This is a genomic window from Otariodibacter sp. (assembly GCF_029256985.1).
Classification (GTDB): domain Bacteria; phylum Pseudomonadota; class Gammaproteobacteria; order Enterobacterales; family Pasteurellaceae; genus Otariodibacter.
In genome coordinates, this window is sequence record NZ_JARIDQ010000006.1 from 1 (window position 1) to 21135 (window position 21135).

General features: G+C 35.0%; 15 protein-coding genes and 1 pseudogene. 7 read left to right on the forward strand and 9 right to left on the reverse strand.

Annotated elements, in window-relative coordinates:
- Together Q1J40_RS00640 and rpmE are read right to left on the reverse strand one after the other, a co-directional pair.
- On the reverse strand, positions 1 to 659 hold a 659-nt coding region (locus tag Q1J40_RS00640), incomplete at its 3' end, for a glycosyltransferase family 25 protein (protein WP_301098110.1).
- A 62-nt stretch (positions 660 to 721) separates the two neighbouring features.
- Positions 722 to 937 (reverse strand): 50S ribosomal protein L31, encoded by a 216-nt coding sequence (gene rpmE / locus Q1J40_RS00645; RefSeq protein WP_301098111.1) that lies wholly within the window; start codon positions 935 to 937, stop codon positions 722 to 724.
- 273 nt (positions 938 to 1210) lie between these two features.
- Here rpmE and tkt point away from each other — a divergent pair, with 273 nt between their 5' ends.
- The 5 genes from tkt to Q1J40_RS00670 all read left to right on the forward strand — a co-directional run bounded on the left by tkt (position 1211) and on the right by Q1J40_RS00670 (position 9774).
- Positions 1211 to 3208, forward strand: a complete 1998-nt coding sequence (gene tkt / locus Q1J40_RS00650; RefSeq protein ID WP_301098112.1) for a transketolase — start codon at positions 1211 to 1213, stop codon at positions 3206 to 3208.
- A gap of 224 nt (positions 3209 to 3432) precedes the next feature.
- Positions 3433 to 4413 (forward strand): HlyD family secretion protein, encoded by a 981-nt coding sequence (locus Q1J40_RS00655; RefSeq protein WP_301098113.1) that lies wholly within the window; start codon positions 3433 to 3435, stop codon positions 4411 to 4413.
- Positions 4414 to 4440: 27 nt separating this feature from the next.
- The gene (rbbA, locus tag Q1J40_RS00660) at positions 4441 to 7182 is read left to right on the forward strand and encodes a ribosome-associated ATPase/putative transporter RbbA (protein ID WP_301098114.1); all 2742 of its coding nucleotides are present in this window, start codon (positions 4441 to 4443) and stop codon (positions 7180 to 7182) included.
- Position 7183: 1 nt separating this feature from the next.
- Positions 7184 to 8314 (forward strand): ABC transporter permease, encoded by a 1131-nt coding sequence (locus tag Q1J40_RS00665; protein ID WP_301098115.1) that lies wholly within the window; start codon positions 7184 to 7186, stop codon positions 8312 to 8314.
- Positions 8315 to 8358: 44 nt separating this feature from the next.
- Positions 8359 to 9774: an efflux transporter outer membrane subunit gene (locus Q1J40_RS00670; protein ID WP_301098116.1), complete on the forward strand. Its 1416-nt coding sequence runs from the start codon at positions 8359 to 8361 to the stop codon at positions 9772 to 9774.
- A 159-nt stretch (positions 9775 to 9933) separates the two neighbouring features.
- Here the strand turns inward: Q1J40_RS00670 and Q1J40_RS00675 are convergent.
- From Q1J40_RS00675 to hemA, 7 genes and pseudogenes are all read right to left on the reverse strand, one after another.
- Positions 9934 to 10326, reverse strand: a pseudogene (locus tag Q1J40_RS00675) (IS1595 family transposase); the annotation flags it as partial.
- 44 nt (positions 10327 to 10370) lie between these two features.
- Positions 10371 to 11243, reverse strand: coding sequence for a 16S rRNA (adenine(1518)-N(6)/adenine(1519)-N(6))-dimethyltransferase RsmA (rsmA, locus tag Q1J40_RS00680; protein ID WP_301098130.1), 873 nt, complete (start codon positions 11241 to 11243; stop codon positions 10371 to 10373).
- Between the two features lie 97 nt (positions 11244 to 11340).
- Positions 11341 to 12285 carry a peptidylprolyl isomerase gene (locus Q1J40_RS00685; RefSeq protein WP_301098117.1) on the reverse strand — a complete coding sequence of 315 codons (945 nt, stop codon included), beginning with the start codon at positions 12283 to 12285 and terminating at the stop codon, positions 11341 to 11343.
- 82 nt (positions 12286 to 12367) lie between these two features.
- Entirely contained in the window at positions 12368 to 12904 is a 537-nt protein-coding gene (gene pyrR, locus Q1J40_RS00690) for a bifunctional pyr operon transcriptional regulator/uracil phosphoribosyltransferase PyrR (protein WP_301098118.1), read from the reverse strand.
- Positions 12905 to 12909: 5 nt separating this feature from the next.
- Positions 12910 to 14334 (reverse strand): bifunctional D-glycero-beta-D-manno-heptose-7-phosphate kinase/D-glycero-beta-D-manno-heptose 1-phosphate adenylyltransferase HldE, encoded by a 1425-nt coding sequence (gene hldE / locus Q1J40_RS00695; protein ID WP_301098119.1) that lies wholly within the window; start codon positions 14332 to 14334, stop codon positions 12910 to 12912.
- Positions 14335 to 14430: 96 nt separating this feature from the next.
- The gene (der, locus tag Q1J40_RS00700) at positions 14431 to 15939 is read right to left on the reverse strand and encodes a ribosome biogenesis GTPase Der (RefSeq protein WP_301098120.1); all 1509 of its coding nucleotides are present in this window, start codon (positions 15937 to 15939) and stop codon (positions 14431 to 14433) included.
- 146 nt (positions 15940 to 16085) lie between these two features.
- Positions 16086 to 17393 carry a glutamyl-tRNA reductase gene (gene hemA / locus Q1J40_RS00705; protein WP_301098121.1) on the reverse strand — a complete coding sequence of 436 codons (1308 nt, stop codon included), beginning with the start codon at positions 17391 to 17393 and terminating at the stop codon, positions 16086 to 16088.
- Between the two features lie 276 nt (positions 17394 to 17669).
- Between hemA and relA the strand changes: the two genes are divergently transcribed.
- Both relA and ispC read left to right on the forward strand, forming a co-directional pair.
- Positions 17670 to 19877, forward strand: a complete 2208-nt coding sequence (gene relA / locus Q1J40_RS00710; RefSeq protein ID WP_301098122.1) for a GTP diphosphokinase — start codon at positions 17670 to 17672, stop codon at positions 19875 to 19877.
- A 21-nt stretch (positions 19878 to 19898) separates the two neighbouring features.
- A complete protein-coding gene (ispC, locus tag Q1J40_RS00715; RefSeq protein ID WP_301098123.1) occupies positions 19899 to 21089 on the forward strand; it encodes a 1-deoxy-D-xylulose-5-phosphate reductoisomerase in 1191 nt (396 codons plus the stop codon).
- The last annotated feature ends 46 nt before the right edge of the window (positions 21090 to 21135 follow it).

Here is a 21135-nt window from a genome sequence, read left to right on the forward strand (position 1 = left end):
TTACTATCTAAATCAATATTTGGTTCAATACAAAATGGCGTTACAGCAAGAAAGTCAAGATTATTTTCCCAATATCTTTCCATTGTAATATCCACTTCATAAATCCATTCTTTTGCGTAATCTAATAATTTTTTAGCTGCTTGAGGAGTAATATAATATCCTGTTGTGTTATTCCATGCTTTATAGAATCGTAGTAACGTATTTTGGGTTTGAGGTATAGTATAGATTTTAGTGCCTTTTTGATTACGTCTTTGTGGGGATGGGGGGCTTAGCCAAAAAAATTCAAAAGTATTTTCTGTAGATGAACAAAATCTATAAACCTCTAAAAAATTGTCGTGAATGATTGCATCATCTTCTAGAACAATAATCCCTTGATTTAGCTCTATACATTTTTCCCATAATAGATAATGACTTGCCCAACATCCTAGCTGAGAAAAATTCATTGTATGACCTTTACATCGTAAGCGTTTTTCTTGATTGTATTTTTTAAAAAGATAAAAATCAGGATTTTCTTTACCATTAATGGCTGGGAAAAATTGATAATTTACTAACCCAGGTGAGCTTGTATTAAACTTATTAATTTGTTCAGTAATAAATTTTTTTCTATCTACAGACTTTTCTAAGTTTATGATAAAAATAGGAGTTGGATTATTATTCATCTTTTATTCGGGTCTTACCTAAACAAAACCCCACAATAATGTGGGGTTTCTTTATTAATCTATTAATGTTTCTTACTTGGAATGCTGAAACGTTTGTTAAAGCGTTCAACACGACCACCAGTATCAACCACACGTTGTTTACCAGTGTAGAATGGGTGGCAGTTACCGCACACATCTAAATTTAAATCTTTCGCTACTGTTGAGCGAGTTTTAATCACATTACCGCAAGAACATGTTGCTGTAATTTCTACATAATTAGGATGAATACCTTGTTTCATAATAGAAAACCTCAAAGAAGCCATATCGCCGTCAGAGCATACTACTTAGCTGTCTGATACCATATGTAATCAAAAAAGCCAAAAATATTATTATCTTTGGCGCCAGCTTGTTATTCTACTCTAAATTTATAATCAATTCAATTATCATATACTATATTTTTTTCTTTAGAAAAAGAAAGTCTTTTTATAAATAGAAAATAGGTAGCAAATTAAAAATAGTGTAGAATGGGATGGATATTTATATGCTCATTTACTAAATTTTAAGGAGTTAAAATGACAGAACGTAGAGTATTAGCTAATGCAATCCGTTTTTTAAGTATGGATGCAGTACAAAAAGCGAAATCTGGACACCCAGGTGCGCCTATGGGTATGGCAGATATCGCAGAAGTATTATGGCGTGATTTCCTTTCTCATAACCCACAAAATCCATCATGGGCAAACCGTGACCGTTTTGTATTATCAAACGGACATGGTTCAATGCTGATTTATAGTCTATTACATTTAACAGGTTATGATTTATCTATTGAAGATTTAAAACAATTCCGTCAGTTACATTCAAAAACCCCAGGTCATCCTGAATATGGCTATACACCAGGTGTTGAAACCACAACAGGACCATTAGGTCAAGGTATTACCAATGCAGTAGGTATGGCGATTGCAGAGAAAACATTAGCAGGCCAATTCAACCGTGAAGGACACAATATCGTTGATCACTATACTTACGCATTCTTAGGTGATGGCTGTTTAATGGAAGGTATTTCTCATGAAGCTGGGTCATTAGCGGGAACTTTAGGGCTTGGTAAATTGATCGCATTCTATGATGATAATAATATTTCGATTGATGGTCATGTTGATGGTTGGTTTGCTGATGACACTGCAATGCGTTTTGAAGCTTATGGCTGGCAAGTAATTCGTAACGTTGATGGACACGATGCAGAGCAAATCAAAATTGCGATTGAAAATGCACAAGCGGAAAAAGATCGCCCTACATTAATTATTTGTAAAACAATTATCGGCTTTGGTTCACCTAACAAATCTAACTCACATGATAGTCATGGTGCGCCTTTAGGTGATGAAGAAATTGCATTAACACGTAAAGCATTAAACTGGGATTATGCTCCGTTTGAAATTCCAGCAGAGATTTATGCAGAATGGGATGCAAAAGCAAAAGGTGATGTTGCGGAAAAAGCATGGAATGAAAAATTTGCAGCGTATGAAAAAGACTATCCAGAGCTTGCAGCTGAATTTAAACGTCGTATTTCTGGTGAATTACCTGCAAATTGGGCTGAGGAATCTCAAGCATTTGTTGAAAAATTACAAGCAAATCCAGCCTCTATTGCAAGCCGTAAAGCATCACAAAATGCGATTGAAGCTTATGCACATATCTTACCTGAATTTTTAGGTGGATCAGCAGACTTAGCAAGTTCTAACTTAACTTTATGGTCTGGTTCTAAACCAATCCGTGCGGATGTGAATGTTGATGGTAACTATGTAAACTACGGTGTACGTGAATTCGGTATGTCTGCCATGATGAATGGTATCGCATTACACGGCGGTTTTATCCCTTATGGTGCAACATTCTTAATGTTTATGGAATACGCACACAATGCTGTACGTATGGCGGCATTGATGAAACAACGTGTCCTCTTTGTTTATACCCATGATTCAATTGGTTTAGGGGAAGATGGTCCAACTCACCAACCAGTAGAACAAACAACAGCGTTACGTTTAATACCTAACTTAGATACATGGAGACCATGTGACCAAGTTGAATCTGCAATTGCGTGGAAATATGCAGTTGAGAAGAAAAATGGACCAAGTGCATTAATTTTCACTCGTCAAAATTTAGCACAAATGGATCGTACTCCAGAGCAATTAGCTAATGTTTATCGTGGTGGATATATCTTAAAAGATAGTGAAGGCACACCTGAATTAATCTTTATTGCAACAGGTTCTGAAGTAGAATTAGCCGTTAAAGCCGCAGATGCATTAACAGCAGAAGGTCGTAAAGTACGTGTGGTTTCTATGCCAAGTACGAATGTATTTGATGCACAAGATGAAGCTTACCGTGAATCAGTATTACCAAGCTCTGTTACTAAACGTATTGCAATTGAGGCAGGTATTGAAGATTTCTGGTACAAATATGTCGGTTTAAATGGTCGTATTGTTGGCATGAAGAGATTCGGAGAATCTGCACCAGCAGATGAATTATTTAAGTTATTCGGCTTTACTGTAGAGAATGTCGTAGCAAAAGCAAAAGAAATTCTTTAATTAATCTTTAAGTAAAGTTAAAAGCAGGATATTAATCCTGCTTTTTTTATTGTATTAAATTTAGAGGCTACTTTAGATAACTAGAATAAATCGTATTTTAACATATTATATCCACCAGGTTATAAGAATTTATATTATTATATAATGTTTTATCCTTCAATAATTGAATAATTTTTTCAATTATTATACACTAACACCATTGCTACTTTTCTAAGGATGAGCTTATGAAAAAGGGTATCATTATTTTAGTTGTCATTTTACTGGGAGCTAGTTTTGCATACTGGAAAATGCAACAAACAGATTTAAATCAGTTTGAAGGTATTGCCACAGTCAATGGGCGTTTGACCTTAGATCGTATAGAGATCGCTACACTTTATCCTGGAAAAATTGAAGAAATTTATGTTAATGAGGGAAGTGATGTAGAAAAAGATCAAGTGGTTGCAAAACTTTCATCAACACAAGCTGACGCTCAATTAAAACTTGCTGAAGCACAAAAACAACGAGCTTTAGAAGCTGTTAAACGTGCAGAAGCAGAAATTAATGCCTATCAACAAAAAGTAAATCTCGCAAAATTAGAACTAACTAATGCTCAACGATTACGACAAGATCGTCTTATCTCTTCTACTGAAGTTGAAAAACGTCAATCAGCTTATCAATCAGCCCTTGCTTCAATACAAGCTGCTAATGCGGCAAAAGGTGAAGCTCTTGCCGCTGTAGAGCAATCTGATGCACAAATTCAGCAAGTTTCCGATACATTAAATGATTTACTAATTAAATCACCTATTGCAGGCAGAATAGAATATAAAATTGCTGATGTTGGTAATGTACTACCTGCTGGTGGAAAAGTAGTTAGTGTTTTAGATTTAACTCAAGTTTACATTAATGTTTTTCTTCCTTCTTTTCAATCTAATCAAGTTCGTATTGGTGACGATGCACGTATTGTTGTTGATGGGATAGATGCTGTATTACCTGCTAAAATCACTTATATCGCAACTGATGCTCAATTTACACCAAAATCTGTTGAGACATTAGAAGAACGAGAAAAATTAATGTTTAAAGTGAAATTACAAATTCCAGTAGAATTTGCAACACAATATCCTAGTTTATTAAAAGGTGGCATGACTGCAGTCGGCTATGTGAAATATGATAACCAAATAAGTTGGCCAGAGAATCTTGAAGTAAAAGCACCTAGAGTATTGTTATAAATCCTGACTATTTCAAAGGTAAAGATAATGACGAAAGAGAATGTTGCTATTTTGATCAAAAACCTAAGTCATAATTATGGAAAAATACAGGCTCTCACTGATATTAGTTTGAAAATACCAGTAGGTTCATCTGTGGGGCTTATTGGTGCAGATGGAGTGGGTAAATCCACTTTATTATCTCTTATTGCTGGTGTAAAAATTTTACAATCTGGAGAGATTTTAGTATTTGATAGCGATATAAAAACTCTTGGAAAACGTACCGAACTTTTTCAACGACTTGCTTTTATGCCACAAGGGTTAGGCAAAAATCTCTATCCTACCTTATCTATTTATGAAAATATTGATTTTCACGCTAGAATGTTTGGATTAAACAAATCACAACGTCAAACAAGGATAAAACGCTTACTTGGTGCAACAGGTTTATTACCATTTGCAGAACGTGCGGCTGGAAAACTTTCTGGTGGAATGAAACAAAAATTAAGTTTATGCTGTGCATTAGTACACAATCCTGATTTACTCCTCTTAGATGAACCAACTACTGGTGTTGATCCACTTTCTCGCCGCCAATTTTGGCAATTAATACAAGAGTTACGTAGTGAAACACCAAATATGACAATTATTGTCGCAACAGCTTATATTGATGAAGCAGAAAATTTTGAATATGCTCTTGCAATGGATGATGGAAAAGTTTTAACTTTTGAACCAACGAAAAAACTTATTCAGCGGTCAAATAGTAAAAATCTTGAGCAGGCTTATATTAAATTACTACCTGAGGATAAAAAAGGTGCGGTAGATGGATTGTCTATTCCACTTTATCAAAAAGACCCTAATGAAGAGCCTGCAATTATTGCCACAGATTTAACCAAAAAATTTGGTGATTTTGTTGCTGTTGATAATGTTAGCTTTATTATTCCCAAAGGTGAAATTTTTGGTTTTCTGGGTTCAAATGGCTGTGGAAAATCAACTACAATGAAAATGCTTACAGGATTATTAGAACCTACTGAAGGAAAGGCTATTGTATTAGGGCAACCTGTCGAAGCAGATGATATTGAGAATAAAAAACGTGTAGGCTATATGTCACAGTCTTTTTCTCTTTATGAAGAACTCACAGTAAAACAAAATTTAGAGTTACACGCTAAGCTTTATCAAATTCCAAAAGAGCAATGGGAAGAATATGTCAATCAAGCGATGCAACAATTTGATTTGCTCAATATAGCTGATATCACACCAATATCTCTTCCCTTAGGTATTCGTCAACGCTTACAACTTGCTGCGGCTTGTTTACATAAACCTGAGCTACTGATCTTAGATGAACCAACTTCTGGTGTTGATCCTGCTGCAAGGGATATGTTTTGGGAATATTTAATTAAACTTTCCAGAGAAGATAAAATTACTATTTTTGTGACGACTCACTTTATGAATGAGGCTGAACGTTGCGATAGAATTTCTTTTATGCATAGTGGAAAAGTACTTGCGATTGATACTCCTAAAGCACTTCAAAAAATAAAAAATGCCAATTCACTTGAAGATGCATTTATTATGTATCTTGAGGAGCAAGTGGATGATGTTACCTTACCAAAATCCTCTGATAGTAATTTTGCTATTCAAGAAAATTTAAAACCAGCAAATTATTTCTTTACACCACTTATCAGTTGGTTTGCAATGATATGGACTTTTGCTCTTCGTGAAGGGAAAGAATTATTACGAGATAAAGTTCGGTTATTTTTTGCTATAGGTGGTCCAACGATTATGCTATTAGCTATGTCTGCAAGCATTTCTTTTGATATAACGCCACTAAAATTTACTGTACTAGATCGTGATAATACTTCAGAAAGTCACCATTTTATTGAATATTTTAGTGGTTCACCTTATTTTTTACTGCAGCCACAACTCACCGATGCAAACCAAATTAGTACCGTTCTTCAAAGTTCTGAAATAAAACTTGTTATAGATATTCCAGATAATTTTGGAAAAGATCTTCTTTCTACCAAAAAACCTAAAATTGGTATTTTCATTGATGGTGCTTTTCCTGCCACTGCTGAAAACTTAAAAGCATCAACTCTTGGTGTCATCACTCAATATATTAAAGAGTTTTATTACAAACAAGGCTTTACTATACCAGACAACGATCCTATCGAAACCCGTTTTATTTATAATCAAAATTTCAAGAGTGTTGTTGCAATGACTCCCGGAGTGATTATGCTTGCAATGATGTTAATTCCATCAATGATGACTGCACTCGGTGTTGTTAGAGAAAAAGAAATTGGTTCAATTATGAACCTTTATGGCTCTCCTGCAAGCGGTTTACAATTCTTACTGGGTAAACAATTACCTTACGTTGCTTTGTCTTTTTTGAGTTATTTATTTACAGTATGGATTACAATTGTGGTGTTTGATGTTCCCATAAAAGGTTCGGTACTAGCAATGTTTTTTGGTGCTATATTGGTTATTTTGGCTTCCACGAGCTTTGGGCTACTTATTTCTAGTTTCGTAAAATCTCAAGTAGCAGCACTTTTTGCTACGTCTGTTATTATGATTGTTCCCTCAATGAATTTTTCTGGCATGATTTACCCAACAGCAACTTTACCTATGGATATATATCTTTTCGCACATGCTTTTCCTGGGGCTTGGTTTCAAATTATTAGTTTGGGTGGTTTTACGAAAGGATTAGGTTTTATGCAATTTATCCCACATTATATTGCACTTATTGTTATTTATCTTTGTTACTTAATGCTGGCAAATATCTTTCTAAAAAAACAGGAAAAATAACATGAAAAACTGGTTTAAAAATGTTTTTTATTTATCAATAAAAGAACTTCGTAGCCTATTTTCAGATCCTATTTTACTGGTTCTAATTGCTTATATGTTTTCTATGGCAGTTATTATGATTGCTAATATGCCAACTACAGAAGTTAGAAATGCAGCAGTTGCGATTGTTGATAATGATCATTCAACTCTTTCTTATAAATTAAGAGATAGCTTAATTCTACCAAATTTTAAAACTGTAACAGAAGTTTCCATAGACGAAGTCGATCACCTAATGGATACAGGGGAATATACTTTTGTTATTGATATTCCACCTAATTATGAACAATCTTTACTCAAAGAAGAAAATCCTAAAATTCAATTATTAGTAGATGCTACTGCTGTAAGCCAAGCGAATATTGGGAGTATCTATATTAAACAGATTTTCACACAAGAAATTAATAAATTTTTAAAGAAAGAAAATATCACTAATTTACTTCCTATTGATATTACTGTTTCTGTACTTTATAACCCTAATCATTCCAGTGTATGGATTATGGGAACAATGCAAATTATTGGAGGGCTTAATCTATTAGTTTTATTACTTGTTGGTGCTGCAGTAATTCGAGAACGAGAACGTGGCACTATAGAACATCTACTTGTTATGCCTGTTAGTGCTAGTGAAATTGCGGCATCAAAAATCCTTGCGAATGGATTTATTTTAGTCGTAGTATCAATACTTTCTTTATTCTTTATAGTAAAGGGAGTACTCAACGTCCCAATTCCACTTAGTGCTTTTCCTCTATTTGCTCTTGGTGTTATCACTTATGTTTTTGCTATTTCATCTCTAGGCATATTATTGGCAACGATCGCCCCTTCTATGCCACAATTTGGATTACTTTGTATTCCTGTTTATATCATGATGTATTTACTTTCTGGTGCAATTTCACCTTTAGAAAATATGCCGCAGCTTGCTCAAATGGTAACTCAATTTTCACCTACCACTATTTTAGGAGCTTACGCACAAGATGTGTTATTTAGAGGTGCATCTCTTAATTTAGTCTGGCAAGAATTAATTAAAATTATCGCTATTGGCTTAGTTTTCTTAGGTATTTCATTAACTAAATTTAAGTCTATGCTTTCTAAGCAAGGATAGAATCAACACTCTTTGTAATAAAATTTATAGAAGAAGGAAGAAATATGAACAATTTAAAACTCTCAAGCATCGCCATTTTTATCATAATGCTCGCAGCTTGCCAAAATACCAATATTTCTACTTCATCAAAGGTCGATATTCCTGAACAGTTTGAATATACAACCTCACAACAAACTAAAAATAATTTCAATGAAATACAAAAATGGTGGTTAAATTGGCATAACCCTCAACTTAATGAGTTGATTGAAGAAGGACTTAAAAATAATTTAGATATCGCCATTGCTCAAATGCGTTTACGAGAAGCTCTAGCTAATAGCCGTTTAGCAGATGCAGATCTTGGTCCAATGATTGGTCTTGGTGGTAATATTGGCAGAAGCGAGATCAATTTAGATAGTAATATCATCAACCCTGATTCTGTTAGCATTAATAATGCAAGTGTGGCATTAAATATGTCTTGGGAACCTGATATTTTTGGTAAAAAACGTAGCGATGCAGATATGGCAAAAGAAGCTGCATTAGGTTATCAAGAAAAAGTGTATGGCACACAATTACTTATTACTAGCCAGATTGCCGAAAATTACTTTAAGATTCACGCAATTGAAGAACAAAGTGCGGTCATAACTCAAGGAATTAATACATTAAAACAGTTAGCACGTTATGTTCAAGGTCGTTTTCAAACAGGACAAGCTACTTCTTATGAAATTGAAGAAGTGACTCAAAAAATTAGCCTACTTCAAGCTCAACAAACTACATTAGAAGCTCAAGCAGATTATTTACAACGGAATATTGCTATTTTACTCGGCAAAACCCCACAAAATTTCCATATTCAAAAAACTAAAAATATTTTTTCTAACATACCTAAGGCACCACAAGGAATTATCCCGAGTAGCGTAATTGAGCGTCGCCCAGATATTCGTGCAAATACTCATATTATTAGAGCTAATATGGCAAAATTAGCGAGTGCTAAAGCTGATTTATTGCCTCGTTTTAGTATTCATTTTTTAGGGCGAAGTGGGCGGATAGAATTAAATGATGATCTGGCTAATGTATCAGGCGTAGGTGGGTTATTTGGCATCGGCATACAGTTACCTATTTTCACCAATGGACGTATCCAAGCCAATATTGACAATGCTGATGCTAGTTTAAAAGTTGCACTAATCCAATATGATAAAACTTTATTAACTGCATTAGGTGAAGTAGATAGTGCTTATCAAATGCAAGCAGCTCTTATAAAACAAACTCAATTATTAGAAAAAGCCTATAAACAAGCGACTACACAAGCGAATAATGCCCAAAAGCTTTTTACTTATGGTGAAAAAACCTTAGACGTAGCACTAAGAGCGAGACTTACAAGCCTAGAATATCAACAAAAAATCATCCAATCTCGCCTAGCAAGCACGGAAAATTTATTAAATTTATATAAAGCATTAGGTGGAGGTTGGACTGAGGAAGGAAAGTAGGTAATTTTTTGAGGTGTTTTAAATACCTAGAGAAAATTGCTTTTAACTATTATGTTAAAATATAAATATAAGTCTTTAAATTACAGTGATTCACAAGCACCATTATCATTTCTTCAAATACGTCTCAAGATGGGCTTTAGGAATAAATACTATTAAACCTGTGTAAACAATACTATCAGGTTTCACTTTCTCTCGAATAAAGAGTAATAAGATCTCTGATTGCGTATTAGATATGGTACAACGATATAAACTTCCCATTACACTTCAACAGCCTAAATACAATTGCTTTACCTACTGCCCCGTAACCTTGTTTACCTTTACAAATCCTACTGAAATAGTTTTCATCTACCTTAATCTTCTTCTCAAACATCTCTAAATATGAGCTACTGTTGATAAATAGATAATCTTAAGAGGTGAAAATAATAAGTAAGCTGTAGTAGTTTTATTTATATTAACTAATTCCGCAATTACTTATACAGCAACACCTACAACAAATAGCTCAATCAGTTTGTTTTGCTTATGTTGGTTTAAACGACTTTTTCTTAAGTATATAATCTAAATGGTATTTTAGCCATTATCTAGGATAGTACCTAAATTTATTCAGCTAAATTTATATCTTCAGTGAAAGGTTGATTATCCTCGGAAGGATGATCATATAACCAATTTGCTAATCTAACATAATCGGCTAATGATAAATTTTCGGCTCTATCATTATTATCAATCCCTAGATTAGCCAATTGCTCTACAGAAAATAATGTCGATAAGGCATTACGCAACGTTTTTCTACGTTGATTAAATGCTTGCGTTACCACTCTATTTAGCCAATAAACGTCTTTTGCAGGATGTGGCAATACAGTATAAGGTACTAATCTCACAACCGCAGAATCAACTTTAGGTGCAGGTTTAAATGCAGTTGGGGGAACTTCTAGCACTGGAATTACTTGGCAGTAGTATTGTGCCATAATCGTTAATCGACCATAGGCTTTACTATTGGGGGCTGCGCATAATCGTTTTACCACTTCTTTTTGTAGCATGAAATGCATATCTTGCACGAGATCGTGAAATTTCAATAGATGGAAAATTAAAGGTGTGGAGATGTTATAAGGTAAGTTACCAAAAACACGGACTCCTTGTCCTTCTGGTAGATTTAAACCTTCAAAATATTTTCGAAAATTAAAGTTTAATGCATCTTGTTCAATAACGGTGAGTTTTTGATTCAAGAATGGATGATGGCGTAGACGTTCAGCAAGATCTCTATCTAATTCAACCACAGTGAGTTTTTCAACCAGATCAGCAACAGGTTCGGTTAATGCCCCTAGCCCTGGTCCTATTTCTAATAAGAACTCATTGGATTGAGGGTTGATTACAGAAACAATGCTTTGGATAACATTTTGATCATGTAGAAAGTTTTGACCAAAACGTTTACGAGCCGTATGACCAAGATGTTTTTTTGAATTTGGGTTCATTATTTTTCCTAAAAGCGGTGAGTTCATCACATTATTTTACAAATTTTATAAAAATAAAAGAACCTCGCAAAATTGCGAGGCTCTTTATATAAGTAAGTTTTTACTTAATATATTTAATATCAGCACGATCTTTTAAAGCTTTCACCCAATCTTGTGATGCTGCTTGTGCTTGTTTATTGATAATTTGCTGATAAGCTTTTTGTAAATAAGCATCTTTAGTTCTATCAGCTTTACGAGTATCTGTAACCTTAAGAATATGCCATCCAAATTTGGATTTAAATGGTTTAGATAATACGCCTACTTTAGTTTGTTGTGCAGTTTTAGCAAAAGTTGGATCGTAAACTTCTAAGAAATTCCAACCTAAATCACCACCTTCAGCGGCCGAAACGTAGTCTAAAGAGTTTTTTTCTGCTGCATTTTCAAAAGTCGTTTTACCAGAATTGATATCATTAGCAATAGCTGTTAATTTTTCTTTTGCTTGATTATCATTCAATATTGGGTTTGTCTTAATCAAAATATGACTAATACGGTATTGTGTTCCTGTTGTTGTTTTTAATGTCCCTGAAGCCTTTGCTTTATCTTGCATTTCCTTAGCTAAATTTTGTACTTCCTCTGGATGAACTTGAATACTACTTTCAATTGCTTTTTGGCGGACACCTTCCATTAATAATTGATGTGCTAGTTGTTGACGGTATTGATTGAGAGTAATACCTTGATAATCAAGAGCATCGAGAAGTTGACCATATGTGATACCGTTCTGAATCGCGATATTCTCGATCATTTGATCCACATAAGCATAATTTATTTTAATACCAGACTCTTGGATAGCACGTTGTACAAGAAAATCATCAATAACATCATTAAGCGCAGCTTGGCGATTTTTCTCATTATTAGCACGTTTACCCAAGGCTTTGTCTACTTGACTTTGCATAATTGGGTAGCCATCAACAGTAGCAACGACTCTTTCTTCAGCTTGTGCAATAGAAAATAATGAGAAGTAGGCGATCAAAGTTGTAAATAATAATTTTACAAAGGTTAATTTCATTTTTATTCCTTATGGGATAATTAACAATCAGTTTCCCCGATTTAGAAGGTGATTTCTTAAAAAGGTTCAACCTCGTTTTATGTTACTGAATTAAAGCGACTTGATTAATTCCATCATAATGTAATGTTCTTACTTGGATACTTTCTGAGCGAGATGTAGGAATATTTTTCCCCACATAATCTGCTCGAATAGGCAATTCCCTATGACCTCTATCAATAAATATGACTAGCTCAATTTTTTTTGCACGTCCTAAATCGACTAAAGCATCAAGAGCAGCTCTGATAGTTCTTCCTGTAAATAATACATCATCAACAAGAATGATCTCTTTATCCTTAATATTAAGTGGATTGTCAATGCCAGAGTAAATAGGATCCTCACTAGTTGGGGTCGTAGGGTTAATATCATCACGGTAGAACGTAATATCTAATGACATTATAGGCAACTGAATTTTTATCAGCTCAAAAATACGTACTTGTAACATTTCGGCAATTTCTGCACCACGTCGTTTAATTCCAACTAGCACTATATTATCCAGCGAACTATGTTTCTCAATAATCTGATGAGAAATACGAGAAATTGTTCGTTGAAATTGTTCAGTATCGATAATGATTTTTTCCATACGAATCATAGTCCTTGGATTTTTTTAATAACGTTAGAAGTTGAGCATCCATTTTCAAAATTTAACACCCGAACATCGCCGCCATTGGCCCAAACTTCTTGGCTACCTGCAATGTCCTCTGGTTTATAGTCGCCACCTTTTACCAATAAATCAGGTAAGATTTCACCAATTAAACGCTGAGGTGTATCTTCATCAAATGGTACAACCCAATCAACAGAGGCTAGACCTGCTAATACTGCCATTCGTGCATCAAGATCATTAATTGGACGAGTTTCACCTTTTAATCTTCTTACCGATGCATCGGTATTTACTGCAACAATTAGGCGATCACCTAGTTTTCTAGCATTTTCAAGATAAGAAACATGACCTGGATGAAGAATATCGAAACAACCATTCGTCATTACAATTTTTTCACCACGTTGTTTAGCTTCAAGCACAATTTGCTTTAAAGTTTGCTCTTCAGTAATGCCAAAACCTGTTTCAATACGCTGATGAATTGCTTGTTCTAATTCATTTTGTGTCACAGTGGATGTACCAAGTTTGCCAACTACAATACCAGCTGCTGCATTTGCCAAGTAACACGCTTCTTCTAAAGGACGTTTATCGGCGATAGCGGTAGCTAATACGCTGATTACCGTATCTCCAGCGCCTGTCACATCATAAACTTCTTTGGCTTCCGTAGGTAAATGGAATACAGGTTGATTTGGACGAAGTAAAGTCATACCTTTTTCAGAACGTGTTACAAGTAAGGCTTGCAGATCGTATTTTTCGATCATGGCTAAACCTTGTTTTTCAATATCATCATCTGTTGGACAATGACCTGCAACAGCTTCAAACTCTGACATATTAGGAGTAAGTAAAGTTGCACCACGATAGCGTTCAAAATCAGTACCTTTTGGGTCGATCAACACAGGCACGTTAGCAGAGCGTGCAATTTGAATCATTTGTTGTACAGACTCTAAAGTGCCTTTTCCATAATCAGATAACACCAAAGCACCATATTCTTGAATTTCGTTTTTCAATTTTTCAAGTAATAAGGCATTATCAACTCCGTAGAAATTTTCTTCAAAATCTAAACGGAGTAATTGTTGATGGCGAGAAAGAACACGTAATTTAGTAATCGTTGGATGTGTTTTTAATGCGACACAATGATTTTGAATGTTGTGCGAATTTAATAGTTTACCTAGTGCAGTACCTGCATCATCTTCCCCAATAAGTCCATGTAGAGTAACGGATACATTTAAACTAGCAATATTCATTGCCACATTTGCAGCACCGCCAGCCCGATCTTCATTTTGTTGAACTTTAACCACTGGTACAGGAGCTTCTGGCGAAATACGATTAGTTGCACCAAACCAATAGCGATCTAACATAACATCGCCTAGTACTAATACTTTGGCTTGGCTAAATTGAGGTGAGTATTCCATCATATTAAATTCCTTACGTCTTCACAACAAAGTAAAAGCGGTCAGATAAATAGAAATATTTGCAATATTTTGACACGATCTTACCGCTTGTTCTGTATATTATTTTCTATTTTTCTTAATAAATTTCATCAAACGTTTACGCTTACGTAACTGATTTGGCGTAAGTTTATTGCGTTTACCTGCAAATGGATTATTTCCTTCTTGAAGTAACACTCTTATTGGTGTGCCAATAATACGTAAACTTTTACGAAAATAATTCGACAGATAACGTTTATACGAATCTGGTAATTTTTCAATTTGGTTACCATGCACAACAATAATCGGTGGATTATAGCCACCTGGGTGAGCATATTTTAATTTCACTCGGCGACCATTTACCAATGGTGGTTGATGATCATCTGTTGCCATTTGCAATATACGAGTTAGCATTGAGGTCGTCATTTTTTGAGTGGCACATTGATATGCTTCTTGAATTGATTCAAAAAGATTACCTACACCACTACCATGTAATGCAGAAATAAAGTGCACTCGTGCAAAATCAATAAAATCTAAGCGACGATCTAATTCCGATTTCACGTTATCTTTAATATCTTGTGAAAGCCCATCCCACTTATTGACCACAATCACTAACGATTTACCTGCGTTCAAGATGAAACCGAGTAATGATAGATCTTGGTCTGACACGCCATCTCTTGCATCAATCGTCAATAACACCACATTGGCATCTTGGATCGCTTGTAATGTTTTGATTACTGAGAATTTTTCAACAGTTAAATGGACTTTACCACGTTTACGTACACCCGCAGTATCAATAATAGTATAATGTTGATCATCACGTTCCATTGGAATGTAAATTGAATCACGAGTCGTGCCTGGTAAGTCATAAACCACAACACGATCTTCACCTAAAATTCGATTAGTAAGAGTTGATTTCCCAACATTTGGACGCCCTACAATGGCAATTTTGATATTTTTATTTTCTTCGCTTTCTTCAGCTTCTTCTAGTAAAGCTTCATCAAGTAATGCGGTATCTTCCTCATTATCAAAATCGAAATCATGATCCCATTCATCTTGCTCTGATTCTGCTTCATCTTCTTGTTCAGATTCTTCAAATTTTTCAGCTAATGGTGCTAACACTTGCTCGATAAGTTGTGTTACGCCTCGGCCTTGTGCTGCGGCAATCGCTTCAACTTCACCTAAACCTAATTGATAAAATTCACCAATGTGTGAGTGGGCATCGATACCATCTGTTTTATTTGCAACCACAACAGTAGTTTTATCACGTTGACGCAAATACTGAGCAATACCAACATCGGCTGGTAACAAGCCAGCTCTAGCATCCACAAGGAATAACACAACATCAGCTTCTTCAATCGCTAGTAACGACTGTTCAGCCATTTTCTCTTCAACACCTTCCTCTGTGCCATCAATACCACCAGTATCAATAACAATAAAATCATGACCAGCAATATTGGCTTGACCATATTTACGATCACGAGTAAGTCCAGGGAAATCCGCCACTAATGCGTCACGTGTTCGAGTTAGGCGGTTAAATAATGTGGATTTTCCCACATTGGGTCTGCCGACAAGGGCAATAACGGGAGTCATATAAATTAGAACCTCAATAACAATTCGGTTTACAATTATTTGTAAAATGCTTTGTATTATAGCCTAAATAATGGAATAGCGGGAAAATCTAGTAAAAAACTCGCAATAAGCGGTCAATTTAGCTAGACTTTTTATAAAATGAGGAATTAATCTTCGATTTTTAACGCTTTAGAAAAGTTAAGCAGGCCTTTTGAATTGCCACTTTTTGCCATCAATTGTAAGGCTTGCGTTGGCACATGAAGTAGTTGATTAGTTAGTTTATAACTTAATTCTTGAAGAACTTTTTCGCTATCTTGTCCTTGTCGTAAGGCATTCAATGCTTTGTCTAATAATTCAATTCGAATTTCTTCAGCATTTTGTCGATAATGTTTAATTAAATTACTTGATTGCTGTTTTTTTAGCCAAGCGAAATATTCTTGTGCCTCTTGTTGTACAATTTCTTTTGCTTGCTCTGCCGCTTGTTGGCGGTTTGCAAGATTTTGATCAATGATTGTTTGCAGATCATCTACGCTATAAGAATAGACACCATCTAATTCTGTTACTGTTTCGTCAATATCACGTGGAACTGCAATATCAATCAGTAACATTGGAGTAAAATAACGCTCTTTTTGCGCTATTTCTACCATATCTCTTGTTATGAGCGTATCGGGGCTTCCTGTAGAACTAATCACTACATCAGCTTGATTTAATCCAACCTGCAATGCACTTAATGATAGGATCTGCATGGGCTTATCTAATTTCTTTGCAAGTAATTCAGCTCGTTGTGGAGTACGGTTGGCTATCATGATAGTTTTTGCACCATGTTGTACCAAATAACGAGAAACAAGTTCTATCGTCTCTCCAGCTCCCACAAGTAGAAAGCGTAGCTTATCAAAATTATCAAAGATCTGACGAGCTAATCCACAAGCTGCATAGGCAACAGATACAGCACTAGCACCAATTTCTGTTTCTGTTCTAACACGCTTGGCTGCAGAGAAGGTTTTTTGAAATAATCTAGATAGATTACTAGATATTGCTCCTCCATGAGTTTGATAAAAATGCTCACTATCTTGATAAGCCTGTTTAACTTGCCCTAAAATCTGAGGTTCACCTAATACGAGGGAATCAAGGCCACAAGCAACTTGCATGAGATGTTCAGCTGCATCCATATTTTGCTTAATGTATAGTGATTCTTTTAATTCGTTTTTATTGAGGTGATGTATTTTTGCAAACCAGTCTAAACATTGCTCACGCCAAGCTATATTATCAATATGATCTTCTTGCGGGGGGACATCAGGTTTATGAAAATAGAGTTCGGTACGATTACACGTAGATAAGATAACAACGCTCTCAGCTAAAGCTTGCTGATTAATTTGTTCGAAAGCCTGTTCACGCTTATTCTCAACAAACGAAACTTTTTCCCGTAAGCTAACAGGCGCTGTTTTATAATTAATACCTAACGCTAGAATCGTCATTGTTCAAAGCCCACAAATTAAATAAAAATAAGTAAAAAATTAAGAAATATCTCAAGATTAGGATCTTGCATTCTAATAAATCGCTTAGCTTACTGCAAATAATTGTCTTGATAGATTTGACCTATAACAAAGCTTGCCTTCTAACAAAAAGGTTATATGATATAACGTCATGAGCTTTAAAAAAGCATAAAAAAATCTCCATTTGATATATAATTAAGAGAGATTTTTCTTGTCAAATTAAAACAAGATTCCCTTTTGAGTATTTAGGAGGACTTTATGGTTGCGATTCGTCATTCACACCAACTTGACCCCAATAATTTTGAATTGGCAAGCTGGGGTGCCGGGTTGCAGATGTCTCCTATTACTTTCGAACAATTACTTCTTGCTTGGCGTTGTGTTCAAGAAAAATTAGATATCAATAAAGGGCATTTAATTTGGGATGGAATCGAGATGGTTGAGATTCTCCATAGCTTAAATATGGATGATGATAGTCTTGTTTCAGCTCTACTCTTTCCGTTAGTAAAACATAATGTATTAGATCTTGTTGATATCCATGAGCACTTTGGAGAACAGGTTAGGCGACTCGTAAAAGGCGTTTTGGAGATGGACAATATCCGTCAATTAAATGCAAGCCATGCGTCCGATCTACAAATTGATAATATTCGTCGTATGCTTTTAGCTATGGTGGATGATTTCCGTTGTGTTGTCATTAAGTTAGCGGAGAGAATTGTATTTTTGCGCGATGAATCTCACACGGAAGAAGATTTAGTTTTAGCTGCAAAAGAGTGTACTCATATTTATGCACCTTTGGCGAATAGATTAGGTATTGGACAATTAAAATGGGAGTTAGAAGATTATTGTTTTAGAGCATTACATCCTCAGGTTTATCATCAAATTGCTAAATATGAATTGGGCGAACGTCGTTTAGATCGTGAAAAATATATTGCAGATTTTATTTCAGAACTGACCGCTTATTTAAAAGAATCACTGTCTGTGATGCAGATATATGGACGTCCAAAACATATTTATAGTATTTGGAAAAAAATGCAGAAAAAACACCTCGCTTTTAATCAATTATTTGATATTCGGGCTGTGAGGATTATTGTGCCAACTCTGGAAGATTGCTATACGGTATTAGGAATTGTTCATACACAATATAAGCACCTACCAGAACATTTTGATGATTACATCTCTAATCCTAAACCTAATGGTTATCAGTCTATTCATACTGTTGTACTTGGTAAGGGTAATAAACCAATAGAGATTCAGATCCGTACACAGAAAATGCACGATGAAGCAGAACTTGGAGTTGCGGCACACTGGAAATATAAAGAGGGAGCAACAACAGGTCGCACTGGTTATGAAGAGAAGATCGTGTGGTTACGTAAATTACTTGATTGGCAAAAAGATATTGCAGATTCAGCTGATATGGTGGGTGAAATTCGTTCTCAAATTTTTGATGATCGTGTTTATGTATTTACCCCAAAAGGTGAGGTTGTTGATCTGCCTAAAGGTTCTACTCCTCTCGATTTTGCATATGCTATTCATAGTGAAATTGGACACCGGTGTATTGGAGCTAAAGTCGCTGGACGTATCGTACCATTTTCTTACCAATTACAGATGGGTGATCAAATTGAAATCAGTACCCAGAAAAACCCGAATCCAAGTCGAGATTGGTTAAATCCAAATCAAGGATTCGTTCATACAGCTAAAGCTCGTTCTAAGATTATTGCTTGGTTTAAAAAACTCGATAGAGATAAGAATATTCCACTTGGCAAAGATGCGTTAGAAGTAGAAATGGCAAAATTTAATTTCACATTAAAGCAGATAGAAGAATACGCTTTACCACGCTATAACTTAAAACAAATGGATGATCTTTATGCGAGTATTGGTAGTGGAGATATTAGATTAGGCCCATTAATGAGTTATTTACAGGGGAAGCTGATAAAAACAACAGCTGAGCAAGCAGATGAAGCTATTTTAAAACATGTAGCGACCAAAGGACATAATACTCAAAAACAAGTAAAAAATAATGGCTTTATTGTTGTTGAAGGTGTCGGTAATTTAATGCACCATATTGCACGCTGTTGTCATCCAATTCCAGGTGATGAGATTGTTGGTTATATTACGCAGGGTCGAGGAATTTCTATTCATAGAAATGATTGTGAACAACTCTATGAATTGCAATTAATTAATCCAGAAAGAGTTGTTGACGCACAATGGGGTGAAAATTATGCTTCAGGATTTAATCTCATTATTAGAATTATTGCTAATCCTTATAATGGATTACTGAGGGATATTAGTGCCATTATGGCAAATGAAAAAGTGAATGTAATCGGTGTATCTAGCCGAACAGATACCAAGAAAAATATTACAACGATGGATATTGAAATAGAATTAAATAATATTCAATTCTTAACAAAATTATTGGCAAGAATTACGCAATTAGATGATGTGATTGAAGCTAAACGCTTATCAAGCTAGCAAAAATAAAAAGGATAAAAAATGAAGAATTTAGTAATTTTAGGATCAACAGGTTCTATTGGAAAGAGTACTTTATCTGTTGTTGAGAACAATTCTGATAAATATCATATTTTTGCTTTAGTGGGGGGGCGGAATGTTGAGTTAATGACTGAGCAATGTCAAAAATATCAACCAAAGTTTGCTGCATTAGATGATGAAAGCAAAGCTATGCAGTTAGCTGAAAATTTAAAAAATCTCGATATCAAAACAGAAGTTTTAGCTGGTCAAAAGGCAATTTGTGAATTAGCAACCGATAGCCACGTAGATATGGTGATGGCAGCGATTGTAGGGGCTGCTGGATTATTGCCTACATTATCTGCAGTACAAGCAGGTAAACAGGTTTTATTAGCTAATAAAGAATCGTTGGTAACGTGTGGACAAATTTTTATTGATGAAGCACGCAAATCAGGGGCAAAATTATTACCAGTCGATAGTGAACATAATGCTATTTTTCAATCTTTGCCACCTGAAGCACAAAAACAAATTGGATTCTGTCCATTAGCAGAATTAGGAATTAGTAAAATTGTCCTTACAGGCTCTGGCGGGCCATTTAGAAATAAGTCTTTAAATGAATTTGATGTAATTACGCCTGCACAAGCTGTTGCTCATCCCAATTGGTCTATGGGACAAAAGATTTCTGTTGATTCTGCAACGATGATGAATAAAGGATTAGAGTATATTGAAGCTCGCTGGCTATTCAATGCTACCGCCGAAGAAATGGAGATCATCATTCATCCCCAATCTATTATTCACTCTATGGTGAGATATGTGGATGGTAGTGTGATTGCTCAAATGGGTAATCCTGATATGCGTACTCCGATTGCTCATACTATGGCATATCCAAATCGTATTCAGTCAGGTGTTGAGCCATTAGATTTCTTTAAATTATCTGAATTAACCTTTATTGAACCTGATTTCGCTCGTTATCCAAATTTAAAATTAGCGATAGAAGCCTTTGCAGAAGGACAATATGCAACAACCGCAATGAATGCAGCGAATGAAGTTGCAGTGAATGCATTTTTAAATAATGAAATTCGATTTACTGATATTGCTGAAATTAATCGTTCAGTGATAGAACGTATTGCTCCAATTGATGTAAAAGAGATTGATGATGTATTGTATGCAGATAAGTTGGCGAGAGAGTTAGCAGAACAAGCAGTAAAATTCTTATAGTTTTTCTAGTCTCAAGTAACAATAAAAAACTCCACTACTTTATAAG